Raw genomic sequence first — 13,583 nt, 5'->3', positions numbered from 1 at the left:
CTCAGTCGACGATCGGCCCGAGCAGCGGGCGCTTCGCCGTCACCGTGTCACCGGACGACCGACCGGTCAGCCGCCGCCGCACCCACGGTGCGAGGTGCTGGCCGGCCCACCGCAGGTCGGCGGCGCGGGCGGCCAGCCACGGCGACGGGGCCGGGTGCGGCGGGACCATCAGCCACTCCTCGTCGCAACCGACCCCGAGCGCGTTCAACACCTGCCCGGCGACCCGCCGGTGGCCGGCTGGGGAGAGGTGCAACCGGTCGGTGCTCCAGAGCATCGGGTTGAGGAAGGTGTCGTCGGCGTACAGGTCGACCATGATCGCGCCGTGTCGCTCGGCGGTCTCGCCGACCGCCTGGTTGAGCAACTGCACCCGGGGGGCGACGAGGCGCTGGCCGGGCAGTCGGGCCATCACGTCGGCGAACCGGAAGAGCAGCACGTCCGCGCCGCCGGAACGCAGTTGCCGGACCACCTCGTCGAAGCGGGCCACCAGCGTGTGCGGGTCGAAGCTGCGGCGCAGCACGTCGTTGCCGCCGGCCGCGAAGCTGATCAGATCCGGCTTCATCGCCACCGCTGAGGGGACCTGCTCGGCGACCACGCTGGGGAAGAGCCGGCCGCGGATGGCGAGATTCGCGTACCGGAAGTCGGGCCCCGCGTCGGCGGCGAGCCGGGTCGCCACCAGGTCCGCCCAACCCCGGTAGGTGCCGTCCGGGTACGCGTCATCCATGCCCTCGGTGAAACTGTCCCCGACCGCGACAAAACTGCGCCAGCCCACCCGCGTTCCCCTTACGCCGTTCGTTGCCTGCGGCGACCAGTCTGTCACCGGAAGCGCGGCGGTAAGTGCCCCGAACGGGCGACGTGGCGGAGGTCATGGACAGCAACGCGACACCTCCGTCGGCCAATCCCTGCGGTCTGACCCGAGACTCAGCAGAGGGTCCACGGGCCGCTCCTTTGGGTGGCGGTGCGTGAGAGACGTGATGCCTCTCCAGACGGTTGCCGGGACGGACAGGCCATTTCCGGGATTCCGGGCAACGGCCCGCGACGCACCGGACGAATTGGGTCGCTTGGGCGCTCGGCACGGTTCTACGCTGCGCGCATGCTGCTACGCATGTCGACCCTGTTGCTGCGGACCCTGCGCGAGGATCCGGCCGACGCGGAGGTGCCGAGCCACCGGCTTCTCCTGCGAGCCGGTTACATCCGTCGCGCCGCACCGGGCGGCTACACCTGGCTGCCGTTGGGCAAGCTGGTGCTGGATCGGATCACCGACGTGGTGCGGGGCGAGTTGTTCGCGATCGGCGACCAGGAGGTGCACTTCCCGGCGTTGCTGCCGGCCGATCCCTACCGGACGAGCGGCCGCTGGACGGAGTACGGCGACGACATCTTCACCCTCGCCGACCGGCGCGGTGCCGAGCACCTGTTGGCGCCCACCCACGAGGAGATGGCGGCGCTGCTGGTCAAGGACCTGTTCACCTCGTACCGGGACTTCCCGGTGACGCTTTTCCAGGTGCAGACGAAGTTCCGCGACGAGGCGCGGCCCCGGGCCGGTCTGCTGCGCGGCCGGGAGTTCCTGATGAAGGACGCGTACTCCTTCGACCTGGACGATGCGGGGCTGCGGGACGCGTACGCACGGCATCGCGCGGCGTACCGGCGGATCTTCGACCGGTTGGGCCTGGACTACACGGTGGTGCACGCGATGTCCGGGGCGATGGGCGGCTCCGCGTCGGAGGAGTTCCTGGCGGCGACACCGGTCGGCGAGGACACCTACGTCGGTTGCACCGCCTGCGACTACGCGGCCAACACCGAGGCGGTGGTGACCCGGGCACCGGCCACCGGCGACCCGGGCGCGCAGCCGGCCGTCGAGGTGCACGACACGCCGGAGACCCCGACGATCGCCAGCCTCGTGGAGCTGGCCAACACCCGTACGTTGGGCGGTCGGGACGACTGGACCGCCGCCGACACACTGAAGAACGTCGTGCTCTCCGTCCGCCAGCCGGGCGCCGAGCGCTCCGAACCTCTGGTGATCGGGTTGCCGGGTGACCGGGAGGTCGACCTCAAGCGGGTCGGTGCCGCCCTGCACCCGGCCCAGGTGGCCGTCTTCGAGGAGTGGGCCGACCATCCCGAGCTGGTACGCGGATACATCGGGCCGCAACTGCTCGACAAGCTGGGCATCCGTCTCCTGGTCGATCCGCGGGTGGTGCCCGGTTCGGCCTGGTTGACCGGGGCGAACGAGCCGGGCCGTCACGCGACCGACGTGGTCTGCGGTCGGGACTTCACGCCCGACGGCACGATCGAGGCGGCCGACGTGCGCGCCGGCGACCCCTGCCCGGAGTGCGAGGCGGGCGAGCTGACCATCCGGCGGGGCATCGAGATCGGGCATATCTTCCAGCTCGGCCGCCGGTTCACCGACGCCTTCGCGGTCGACGTGCTCGGTCCAGCCGGCAAACCGGTCCGACCGACCATGGGCTGCTACGGCATCGGGGTCTCCCGGGCGGTCGCGGCGATCGCCGAGCAGCACCACGACGACCGAGGGCTGGTCTGGCCGGCGGCGATCGCGCCGTGCGACGTACACCTGGTGGTTGCGGGCAAGGGCCCTCAGCTCGACGCGGCGCTGGCGCTCGGCGAGCGCCTCGCCGCCGCCGGCCTGCGGGTGCTGGTCGACGACCGCACGCACGTCTCGGCCGGGGTGAAGTTCACCGACGCCGAGCTGATCGGCATCCCCCGGGCCGTCGTGGTCGGTCGCCGACTCGCCGACGGGTACGTCGAGCTGCGCGAGCGGGCCGGCGACGGACGCACCGAGGTGCCGCTGGACGGTCTGGTGGACCAGCTCGTCCACGAGGTACGCCAGGAACGTGCGAGCCTGGTGTAGCTGTCGCGTCACGGGGTAGTGCAGTTGGATCGGGTGGATACGTCTTCGGAGGGCTCTCATGACCGGTTACCGGGTCAGTGACGTGATGACCAGACAGGTCGTGTACCTGCCGGCCGAAACCACACTGGACGAAGCGGCCAGGGTGATGAAGGAGGCGGACATCGGCGACGTTGTGGTCACCGACGGCGCCAGCCTCGCCGGCATGCTCACCGACCGGGACATCGTGGTGCGGGCAGTTGCGGAGAACAGCTCCCCTGCGGCCACCACCATCGGCTCGATCGTCACCCGCGAGGTGGTCATGATCGAGCAGCACTGCACGGCGGGTGAGGCGGCTGCGCTCATGCGTGACCGGGGCATTCGGCGTGTGCTGGTCTGTGACAGTGATCGCAAGCTGGTCGGGATCGTCTCGCTCGGCGACCTGGCCATGCAGCTCGACCCCACCAGCGCTCTCAGCGAGATCAGCGAGCAGTCGCCAACGGTGTGACGAACAGGCCGGCCAGGCGCAGCAATGCGCCGCCGGCCTGTTCGCAACTGACCGGCGGTAGCCTCGACGCATGGCTGACATGCCGGCCCGACTGGCCGAGATCGTCGACGAGTTCGCTGCCGCGCCGCGCGACCTGGTTCTGGAGATGCTCCTGGAGTACGCCGACGTCATTCCGGTGCTGCCGGAGGGCACCGCCGCACGCGAGGGCATGGAGCAGGTGCCGGAGTGTCAGACATCGTTCTTCCTGCGCGCCAGGGTGACCCCGGAGGGCACCGTGGAGACGGTCTTCGACTGCCCGCCGGAGGCGCCGACCACCCGGGCGTTCGCGGGGATCCTCGCCGAAGGGCTGGCGGGCGCGAGCGCCGAGCAGGTGCTGGACGTGCCGGACGACCTCTACCAGCGGATGGGCCTGGCGCAGGCGATCAGCCCGCTGCGGATCCGCGGCGGCACGGCGATCCTGGGCCGGCTCAAGCGTCAGGTGCGGGAACAACTCGGCTGACCGCAAGGTTGCCACCGATCATGGAGATCGAGATCTACGCGGACGTCATCTGCCCGTGGTGCTACATCGGCAAGCGCCGCCTGGATGAGGCCCTCGCCCGTTACGAGGGTGAGGTGACGGTCCGCTACCGACCGTTCCAGCTCGACCCGTCACCGGTGCCCGAGCCGCTCCCGCTGGTGCAGGCGCTGGCCGGCAAGTTCGGCGGCCCGGAGCGCGCCCAGCAGATGGTCGCGCACGTGACCCAGGTCGCGGCGGCTGACGGGCTCCGGCTGGACTACGACCGTGCGGTGATCGCCAACACCTTCGACGCGCACCGGCTGGTCGCCTACGCCACCGACCACGGTCGCGCGGCCGAGATGGTGGAGGCGCTCTACCAGGCGCACTTCAACGAGGGTGTCGACGTCGGCTCCCGGGAGGCACTGGCCGCGGCGGCCGGTGGGATCGGCCTGGACGCGGCCGACGTCCGCCGCTTCCTCGACTCCGACGAGCGCGTCACCGACATCGCCGCCGAGCTGGCCGCAGCTCGGGACCTCGGCATCACCAGCGTGCCAACCTTCGTCCTGGCCGGAAAGTACGCGGTCTCCGGCGCGCAGGAGGTGCAGACACTGCTCGCCGCGCTCAGCGAGGTCGAGCAGCGCGAGGCTGCGGCACACTGAGCCACCGGGCGCCCGGCATTGATGATCACGATGTTTCACGTGCAACAACATCGATGGCGGTGCCTGCTCAGGCCGGCCTGGCCAGCCCTTCCACCACCTGCGCACCGGGCAGCGCACCCAACGCCGGCCCCGGCAGTGCGATCTTGCTGTGCCGTACGCCGGACCCGATGATCACGTGCGGCGTGGCGATCACCCGCGCGTCAACCAGGATGGGCCACTGCGCCGGCAGCCCGATCGGAGTGATGCCGCCGTACTCCATGCCGGTCAGCTCGACCGCGTCCTCCATCGGCGCGAAGCTCGCCTTGCGCACGTCCAACGTGCGGCGGGCCACCCCGTTGACGTCGGCCCGGGTGGTCGCCAGGACGATGCAGGCCGCGTAGCGCACCACACCCTCACGCTTGCCAGCCACCACGACGCAGTTGGCCGACACGTCCAACCCCACCTCGTACGCCGCGCAGAACGCTGCGGTGTCGGCGAGTTCGGCGTCGATCGGCGCGACCAGCACATCGTTGACGTCCACGGGCGCGTCGGCGGGCCACTGCGCGATGGCCTCCGCCACCGGCGGGGCGAGCAGGTCGAGGCGGGCGCGGGCCGGTTCGGTCTTCAGCGTTCCCATCACGGGTGCGATCCTCGCATCCGGCATGCCGAACCGCCCGGCGGCTCCCGGGCCGTCCCGGGACACCGCCGGCCTGGGCCGGACCGAACCGGTGCTCAACTGCCGGAGAGGAAGGCGTTGTCGCGCATGAAGGAGCGGTCGCGGGCGGCCGCCAACTCCTCCTCGCGGCGGGCCTTGGCCCGTTGCAACTCCAGGTCCTCCAACGCGTGGCGGACACCCAGCCGGATCACGCCGTAGAGGAAGACGAAGCCGAAGACGTAGAGGATCACCGTGGTGACGACAGCGAACATGGCGTCACCGTAAGACGAACGTGAACCGTTGTTGCTCTCATCTCCGCCCGGTTCCCCCGTACGTGTCAGCGAGGTGGTCGGCCGGTGCTGGACGGCGATCGACGACGGGTTGTGACTCATCCCGAACGGATCAGGTCCAGCACGGTCAGCAACGCGAAGAACGCGATCACGATCTCGTTGACGATCCAGGCGTGCCGCTCGGCCCATTCCCGCATCCGGGTCAGCGCCCGCGCCGCCTTGTCCCCGAGCAGCAGCAACGCCAGCAGGGGCAGGGCGAGCAGAAGCACGGTGAGCAGTACGAACGGCACCAGATGCCACCACGGCAGGTCGTGCCGGGCCACGCTCGCCCCGACGGCGGCCATGGTGAGGTCGTCGGTGGGCGTCACCACGAAGAGCAACGCGCCCAGCCGCAGGGCCCGACGCGGATCGGCACGCTCGATGCTCCCCAGCCATCTCGGTGGCCCGGCCCGGTTCCGCCGTACCCACACCAGCACGGCCAGGCTGACCAGCAGGGCGAGGACCACCAGATCGATGACGGGACCGCGATCGACCCTGCCGGCCACGGCACTGGCGTCGGCGACCAGTCCGCCCACCCAACGGGTCAACAGCCAGCCCACTGTCACTCCGGCCGCGACCACCAGCCCGGCACCGGAGAGGAAGCCCAGCGACGCCGCCCGGGGCCGGTCCGACGAGGCGAGGAAGACTGCAACGACCAGTTGGGTCCCGGCGACCATCACCACGGCGAGCGGCAGGACGGTCAGGAAGTTCATCGCCGCCATCCTCCCCGGCCAACCGGCTCGGATGCTGCGGAATCCCGATCACCCGACCGTCCGTACGCTCCCGCCCGTCACGACACGGCCGGCCAGCAGCGCCCCGAGCAGCGCCAAGCCGGCGGCCACCACCAGGGTCAGCGTGTAACTGGCCGGGCCAGGTGTGCTTCCCGCCGCCAGCACCGCCCCGGTGAGCGCCAGCACTGTCGCCGCGAAGAGGTTGTCGCCCAGTTGCAGCGACGAGCTGTTGCGGCCCTGCTCACCGGGGGCGGACAGCTCCAGGGTGAGCACCGACAACGACGGGTAGAGCAGCCCCATGCCGAGGCCGGCGACCGCCCAGCCGAGCACGGCGACCATGATCGGCAACTCGGGTAGGACGGCCAGCGCCACCGTGGCGGTGCCGACCGTGATGCAGGTCAGCCCGGCACGCGGCAGGCTGGCCCGGGAGGCCGGCACCGGGATCCGGCCCTGCAACCAGGAGCCCACCGACCACGCCAGTGCGCCGACCGTCAGGACCAGCCCGGCCGCGGTCGGCGAGAGGCCCCGCTCCCGGGAGAGCATCAACGGGATGACGACCTCGGCGCCGACGAACGCCGCCGACGCCAGCCCGCGCAGCCCGACGACGGTGGGCAGCCCTCGGGCCGCCCGGAGGAACCCGGCCGGCAGCAGGCGGGGAGCGCAGACGAGTAGGCCGACCACGGCGACCGCGATCAGCACCAGGGCGGTGACGCCCCGCTGCTGTCCCCCGATGTGCAGCAGTGCGGCGCTCACCGCCGCCCCGCACGCCCAACCGATCCGTGCCGCCGCACCGGCCGCCGGGCTGCTCGCCACACTCCGGCCCAGCGACCGCAGGCCCGGATGGATCAGCAACACCGCCGGCACGGCCACCGCCGGGACCGCCAGGAAGACCCAACGCCAGCCCAGGTACTGCACGATCAGACCGGCGATCGCCGGCCCGACCAGCGACGGTACGACCCACGCCGCTGCGAACGCCGCGAAGATCCGCCGGTGCAGATCCTGCGGGTACGCCTGCCCGACGATCACGTAGAGCGCCACCGAGAGCAACCCTGAGCCGAAACCCTGCACCGCCCGCCCGACGACCAGCGCACTCATCACGGGCGCGGTCCCGGCGATCAGCAGCCCGACGACGAACCACGCGACGCCGTGCCACATCGGCCCCCGAGGCCCTCGGGCGTCGCACCAGATGCCCGAAACCACCATGGCCAGCACACCCGTGGCGAACGGACCACCGAACGCGATCCCGTACAGCGCGAGCCCGTCCAGGCTGCGGGCGACGGTCGGCATCGCGGTACCGACCGCCAGCGCCTCGAAGGCGAGCAACGAGATCAACGCGACGCTGCCCACCGTCATCGCTCGCAGCCGGGGTGCGAACAGTCCCGCTGCGGCGGGTATGGCGGGGGCGACTGTGCTCGGCATGGACCGAGCATGGGACCTCAACCCGGATTCATGTCAATCGCCGGTGACCCGGCTCTCGTCAGGCGTCCTGCAGTGCCCTCCCGACCCCGCGCGCCAGTCCGGAAAAATGCTGGTCTGCCAGCAGGTGACCGGCGGTGACCACGAGAGCGATCGGCCACTCGATGACCTGCAGCGCGGCGAGCACGCCGATCCCGGCGTAGTAGATGACCTTGTCGGGTGGCGGCAGGGCCACCTCGCCCAGCATCGGTAGGTCCATCCGCCGGCTGTACATCTGCACGTTCTCCTGCGAACCGTTGAGGTGTCGCGTCAGCATGCTCATTCCGGCCTCCCCGTGTCCGGTGATGGTCGTCGGATTCCACCGCCCAACCCGTCCATGCTTCGGCAAGGGCGGAAAGTTCCACCACTCGAAGGGCATAACGGACGGCAGGTCGGGAAGCCAGGCCGCCGGACGTGAGGCGGTGGGAGGACGAGATGGCCAAGGTCAGGACCAGCAGCAACAGGGAGCCGGGCCGGCGCCCGTCCAGCCGTACGCCTCGATGACGGCGGCAGGCCGCGCTGCCGGCCGCATTCTGCCGTCCTTCGGCGTGCCGCACCTGGTCGGCGAGGCGTCCCGGACCGTCGGGTCGGCCGCGACCCGGCTGGCCCGGTCGGTCGGGCTCGCCCGGCGTCGGGTCTGGTCCCGTCCCGGTCGGCACCACATCGAGGTGCACGGCGTGTGCCAGGAGGGCGGCGACCAGCTCGCCCGGCAGGTGGAGGGCGCGCTGGAGCGGATGCCCGGAGTGGCGTGGGCCAGGGTGAACGCGCCATCCGGGCGGGTGGTGGTGGCCGTGCAGGCCCCCGAACCGGATCTGGATGACCTCATCGCCGCGATCAGTCGGGTCGAGCGGACCTGCGACCACGAGCCCGACCCGGAGATCCCACCCCCGCACCCGCCGGAGGAGGGCCCGCACAACCCCCGCACCCTCGGCGCGCTCGCCTCGGACGCGCTGGGTCTGACCCTCTGGGCGGCCACCCGGATCCTGCCGTTCGCGCCACTGCCCGGTGAGGTGGCCGGCGTGCTGTCGGCTGTCGACCTGCAACCGAAGCTGCACGCGTTCCTCGGCAAGGCGTTGCGCTCCGACCCGCGCGGGGAGATCCTCTTTCCCCTGGCCGAGGCCGTCGTGCAGGGCCTGACCGGCCGCTGGACCGGCATCGTCGTCGACAGCGCCCAACGGCTCGTGGAGTGGGGCGAGGATCGGGCCCAGTTCTCCGCCTGGGAGAGCGCCGAACCGCGGTTGACCGGCGACCCCGAGCGTGCCGTCGCGCGGTGGCCGATAGCCGACCGTCCCCGACCCAAGCCGCACGGCCCGGTCGAGCGGTACATCAATCGGGCCCTCGCCGCCGGTACGGCGGCCGGCGCGGCGGCGGTGCCCTTCGCCGGGCGCAAGCGGGCCGCCGCGCTGGGCCTGTCCGCTCTGCCGAAGGCGCCCGGCAGCGGACGCGAGGGATACGGCGCCCAGCTCGGCCGGATGCTGGCCCGGCGCGGGGTGATCGCGATGGACCGCAGTGTGCTGCGGGAGCTGGACCGGATCGACACGCTCGTGCTGGACGCCGCGGTGCTCGGCTCGGACCGGGGCGTACTGGCCGACCTGGCACCCGTGCCCGGTGCGGACGTCGACCAGGTGGCGGAGCGGGCCTTCGCACTGTTCGACCCCGACGATCCGGCCGCCTCCCGGACGGCGGACGGCTGGCGTCTCGGGCCGCTGGACCAGATGCCCGCTCACGACCCCGGCAACGTCCCGGACGGCGATCGGCTGCGTGCGGCCGGCGGCCAACTGCTCGGTCTCGCCCACGGTGACCGACTCGCCGCCCTGTTGCGGGTCGAGCCGGAACCCGCACCCGGCGTCGACGGGCTGCCGGCCGCCGCCCGGCACGCCGGCCTGCGGCTGGTAGTGGCGGGCGGCGACGAGCAGCGGTACGGCTTCGCCGATGCGATGCTGCCCGGCGGGGACCAGCTGGCCGAGTCGGTCCGCGCGTTGCAGCGCGACGGCGCAATGGTGATGCTGGTTTCCGCGGACCGCAGGGCGCTCGGCGCGTCCGACTGCGGTCTCGGGTTCGCCCCGCCGGAGGACCTGCCGCCGTGGGGCGCGCACCTGCTGGTCGGCGCCGACCTGCGGGTGGTGGCCCTGGTGATCGAGGCGACCGGGGTGGCCCGGCGTACGGCCCAGCAGAACATCCGGCTGGCCATGGCCGGCACCGGCCTCGGGGCGCTGGGCGCCTTCACGGCACCGCCGACCGAGCTGCCCGGCCGGTCACTCGTCGCGGTGAACGGCGCGGCCGGGCTGGCCTTCGCGAACGGGATCTGGCAGGCCCGCCGGTTGCACGACCAGTCGGACACGCCGGCGCCGGTCACGACTCCCTGGCACCTGATGCCCGTCGGCACCGTGCTCAATCACCTGCACACCACGCCGGACGGTCTGGCCGGCGCGGAGGCGCAGCGCCGCCACCACGGCGCCGGCGGAAACGGCGATACCGGACCGGGCAGCGGAGGTCTGCTGCGCGCCTTCGTGGACGAGTTGTCCAACCCGCTCACCCCGGTGCTGGTGGCCGGGGCGGTGCTCTCCGCGTCGTTCGGGTCGCTGGTTGACGCCGCACTGGTGGGCAGCGTCGTCGGTGGGTCCGCCCTGATCGGCGCGGTGCACGAACGCAACACCGAGCGGTCACTGGCCGAACTCCTGTCCCGTTCGGCAGTGACCGCGCGGGTCCGCCGCGACGGCGCCGAGCAGGTTCTCGCCGCCGAGGACCTGGTGCTCGGAGACGTCATCGCCCTTGAGCCGGGTGACTCGGTGCCCGCCGACTGTCGCGTCCTGGAGGCCGTGGGTCTGGAGGCGGATGAATCGTCACTGACCGGTGAGTCGTTGCCGGTCGCCAAGTCCAACCGGCCGGTGGTGGCCGCCGCGATCGCCGACCGGCACTCCATGTTGTACGAGGGCACCACCGTCGCCGCCGGGCATGGCACTGCCGTGGTGGTGGCGACCGGGCCGGACACCGAATCCGGGCGCAGCCTCGCCCTGGTCAAGCAGGCCCCACCCGCCAGTGGGGTGGAAGCCCGGCTCGGCTCGTTGACCAGGGCGGCCATCCCGTTGGCCGCCGGTTCGGCGGTGGCGGTGGCCGGCGCGGGCCTGCTTCGGGGCGTACCCCTGGCCGAGACGGCGGCGACCGCCGCGAACCTCGCCGTGGCGTCCGTGCCGGAGGGGTTGCCGTTCCTGGTCAGCGCGGCGCAGCTGGCCGCCGCCCGGCGGCTGGCCGAGCACGGCGCCCTGGTTCGCAACCCGCGCACCATCGAGGCGCTGGGCCGGGTGGACGTGCTCTGCTTCGACAAGACCGGCACCCTCACCGAGGGCCAGTTGCTGCTCGCCGGGGTCGGCGACAGCACCGGTGACCGGTACGCGCCGGTGGACCGACTGGACGACCGACTCCAGTTGACGCTGGCTGCGGCGCTGCGGGCCACTCCCGCCGCGACGAAGCCGGAGGAGTTGGCGTTGCAGACCGACCGGGCCGTCTGGCGGGGTGCCGGCGAGGCTGGGGTGGTGGAGCAGACCGGTGCCCCCGGTTGGCGGGCCGCCGGTGGGCTGCCGTTCGAGCCGTCCCGCGGCTACCACGCGAGCGTCGGGGAGACCGACGGCAGCCTGTTGTTGAGCGTCAAGGGCGCGCCGGAGACAGTGCTGCCGCGCTGTTCGGCCCGGCGTACGGACGGCACTCAGGAGCCGCTGGACGATGCCGGCCGCGCGGAGTTGGAGCGGATGCTCGCCGACCGGGCCGGGGCGGGCAACCGGATCCTGGCCGTCGCCGAGTGCACAGTGAACGACCCGAAGGTGACCGACGCCAGTGTTCGCGGGCTGACCTTCGTGGGTTTCCTGGCCCTCGCGGACGGGGTTCGGGAGAGTGCCGCCCCGGCGGTACGCCGGATCCGGCAGGCCGGCGTGCACACCATCATGATCACCGGCGATCACCCCGCCACCGCCGAGGCGATCGCCGCCACCATCAGCGAGCACGACGAACAGCGGGTCGTCACCGCCGGCGAACTCGACCAACTGGACGACGACGCGCTCGCCGAGCGGTTGGCCAACACCGACGTGGTGGCCCGCTGCACCCCGGCACACAAGGTGCGGATCATCCAGGCGTTGCAGAAGTGCGGGCGAACCGTGGCGATGACCGGCGACGGCGCCAACGACGCCCCGGCGATCCGGCTGGCCGACGTCGGCATCGCCCTTGGCCAACGGGGCACCCCGGCCGCTCGCGCCGCAGCCGACCTGGTGGTCACCGACGACCGGTTGGAGACCATCATCGCGACCCTGATCGAGGGACGTGCGATGTGGTCGTCGGTGCGGCACGCCCTCAGCATCCTGGTCGGCGGCAACCTCGGCGAGATCGCGTTCAGTGTGCTCACCGCCGCGGCGACCGGCCGCTCCGCGCTCACCGGACGACAACTGCTGCTGGTCAACCTGCTCACCGACCTGGCGCCGGCTCTGGCCATCGCCGTCCGACCACCAGCGTCGGACCGCACCGACGCGCTGCTGCGGGAGGGCCCGGACACGGCGCTCGGCGAGAGCCTGACCCGGGAGATCGGCCTGCGGGCGGCAGCCACCACCCTGGGCGCGACCGCCGGCTGGACGTTGGCCCGCTACACCGGGCGCCGTCAGCGAGCCGGAACGGTCGCCCTGGTCTCCCTGGTCGGCACCCAGCTCGGCCAGACCATCCTGGCCGGCGGCACCAGCCCGGCCGTGCTGGCGTCCACGGCGGCGTCGCTGGGCGTTCTTGTCGTCGTGGTGCAGACGCCGGGGGTGAGCCAGTTCTTCGGCTGCACCCCGCTCGGCCCGGTCGGCTGGACCATCGGGGCCGGGTCGGCGCTCGGCGCCACCTTCGCCAACGGCGCGCTCACCAAGCTGATGGAACACGTGCCGCAGGCCCGGCCGGACAGGAACGGCGCCAGCGGTTCCGAAGGCTGAGCACCGAACCAACCCGCATGCTCGGGGCTCGCCGGGGTACCGCAGCCGGAGGAGGTGGGCAGGATGGCGGAGCAACCACAGGTGACGTTCATCGGTACCGCGACGACGGTGCTGCGGATCGGCGGGTTCACCCTGTTGACCGACCCGAACTTTCTGCACCGGGGCCAACGGGCGTACCTGGGCAAGGGTTTGTGGTCGCGCCGACGCACGGACCCGGCGCTGCGCATCGCCCAGCTCCCGGAGCTGGACGCGGTGGTCCTCTCCCACCTGCACGGAGACCACTTCGACCGGGTGGCCCGCCGGGAACTGGACCGCGACCTGCCCATCGTCACGACCCCGGCGGCGGAACGCAGGCTGCGTCGCTGGGGCTTCCAGGCCGCCCAGGGCCTGCCGACCTGGTCGTCCCGGGAACTGCACCGCGACGGTACGACGCTGCGGCTGACCTCGATGCCCGGACAGCACGGACCGGGTGCTCTGGACCGGCTGATGCCCGACGTCATGGGCACGATGATCGACGTGGAGCGCTCCGGGCTGCGCGAGTTCCGGCTCTACGTCACCGGTGACACGCTCAACCGGCCGCTGCTCACCGCGATCCCCGAGCGCTACCCGGACATCGACGCGATGCTCATCCACCTCGGCGGCACGAAGGTCGCCGGGATCCTGCTCACCATGGACGCCCGGCAGGGCGCCGACCTGGTGGAACTGGTCCGCCCGAAGCTGACCGTGCCGATCCACTACGACGACTACCCGGTGTTCCGCTCGCCGCTGGCGCACTTCGTCGACGAGGCCCGCCGCCGCGGCTGGGTGAAGCAGGTACGCACCATCGCCCGCGGGGAGACCGTCCCGCTCACCCCGCCCTCCTGACCACCTCCGTTGCGCTGTCCTCCTGACCGCCGATCGGGCTCGTCCTCCTGACCGCCGTTCGGGCAGAGCCCCGACACGGCGATCGCCGCCCACCCGGGGCGGCGATCGAGGAAGGGTGC

Annotated in this window: 12 protein-coding genes; 6 read left to right on the top strand and 6 right to left on the bottom strand. The window is 72.2% G+C overall.

The features are described from left to right. Nucleotide 1: 1 nt before the first annotated feature. A complete protein-coding gene (locus FBZ33_RS31235) occupies nucleotides 2-769 on the bottom strand; it encodes an SGNH/GDSL hydrolase family protein (protein ID WP_088950823.1) in 768 nt (255 codons plus the stop codon). 321 nt (nucleotides 770-1,090) lie between these two features. Here FBZ33_RS31235 and FBZ33_RS31230 point away from each other — a divergent pair, with 321 nt between their 5' ends. The 4 genes from FBZ33_RS31230 to FBZ33_RS31215 all read left to right on the top strand — a co-directional run bounded on the left by FBZ33_RS31230 (nucleotide 1,091) and on the right by FBZ33_RS31215 (nucleotide 4,499). Next, a complete protein-coding gene (locus tag FBZ33_RS31230; protein WP_141911987.1) occupies nucleotides 1,091-2,860 on the top strand; it encodes a proline--tRNA ligase in 1,770 nt (589 codons plus the stop codon). Between the two features lie 58 nt (nucleotides 2,861-2,918). Continuing rightward, nucleotides 2,919-3,344 carry a CBS domain-containing protein gene (locus tag FBZ33_RS31225; protein WP_099849526.1) on the top strand — a complete coding sequence of 142 codons (426 nt, stop codon included), beginning with the start codon at nucleotides 2,919-2,921 and terminating at the stop codon, nucleotides 3,342-3,344. A gap of 70 nt (nucleotides 3,345-3,414) precedes the next feature. Then, nucleotides 3,415-3,843, top strand: a complete 429-nt coding sequence (locus FBZ33_RS31220; protein WP_141911985.1) for a SufE family protein — start codon at nucleotides 3,415-3,417, stop codon at nucleotides 3,841-3,843. Between the two features lie 20 nt (nucleotides 3,844-3,863). Continuing rightward, a complete protein-coding gene (locus tag FBZ33_RS31215; RefSeq protein WP_141911984.1) occupies nucleotides 3,864-4,499 on the top strand; it encodes a DsbA family oxidoreductase in 636 nt (211 codons plus the stop codon). 67 nt (nucleotides 4,500-4,566) lie between these two features. Here the strand turns inward: FBZ33_RS31215 and FBZ33_RS31210 are convergent, their stop codons facing one another. The 5 genes from FBZ33_RS31210 to FBZ33_RS31190 form a co-directional block, all read right to left on the bottom strand. After that, nucleotides 4,567-5,115, bottom strand: a complete 549-nt coding sequence (locus tag FBZ33_RS31210) for a YbaK/EbsC family protein (RefSeq protein ID WP_141911982.1) — start codon at nucleotides 5,113-5,115, stop codon at nucleotides 4,567-4,569. 95 nt (nucleotides 5,116-5,210) lie between these two features. Further along, a complete protein-coding gene (locus FBZ33_RS31205; protein ID WP_141911980.1) occupies nucleotides 5,211-5,405 on the bottom strand; it encodes a hypothetical protein in 195 nt (64 codons plus the stop codon). 116 nt (nucleotides 5,406-5,521) lie between these two features. Then, nucleotides 5,522-6,175, bottom strand: a complete 654-nt coding sequence (locus FBZ33_RS31200; protein ID WP_099849518.1) for a GAP family protein — start codon at nucleotides 6,173-6,175, stop codon at nucleotides 5,522-5,524. Nucleotides 6,176-6,223: 48 nt separating this feature from the next. Further along, nucleotides 6,224-7,612, bottom strand: a complete 1,389-nt coding sequence (locus FBZ33_RS31195; RefSeq protein WP_141911979.1) for an MFS transporter — start codon at nucleotides 7,610-7,612, stop codon at nucleotides 6,224-6,226. Between the two features lie 58 nt (nucleotides 7,613-7,670). Beyond that, nucleotides 7,671-7,931, bottom strand: coding sequence for a hypothetical protein (locus tag FBZ33_RS31190; protein WP_088950815.1), 261 nt, complete (start codon nucleotides 7,929-7,931; stop codon nucleotides 7,671-7,673). Nucleotides 7,932-8,148: 217 nt separating this feature from the next. Here FBZ33_RS31190 and FBZ33_RS31185 point away from each other — a divergent pair, with 217 nt between their 5' ends. Together FBZ33_RS31185 and FBZ33_RS31180 are read left to right on the top strand one after the other, a co-directional pair. Next, complete coding sequence (locus FBZ33_RS31185; RefSeq protein ID WP_141913050.1) at nucleotides 8,149-12,600, top strand: HAD-IC family P-type ATPase; 4,452 nt, start codon at nucleotides 8,149-8,151, stop codon at nucleotides 12,598-12,600. 63 nt (nucleotides 12,601-12,663) lie between these two features. Beyond that, nucleotides 12,664-13,464, top strand: coding sequence for an MBL fold metallo-hydrolase (locus FBZ33_RS31180; RefSeq protein ID WP_141911977.1), 801 nt, complete (start codon nucleotides 12,664-12,666; stop codon nucleotides 13,462-13,464). The last annotated feature ends 119 nt before the right edge of the window (nucleotides 13,465-13,583 follow it).

It is taken from the genome of Micromonospora sp. A202, from assembly GCF_006715105.1.
Lineage (GTDB): Bacteria > Actinomycetota > Actinomycetes > Mycobacteriales > Micromonosporaceae > Micromonospora > Micromonospora zamorensis.
Note: the sequence above shows the minus strand (reverse complement) of the source record. Positions and strands in the feature narration are given on the sequence as shown.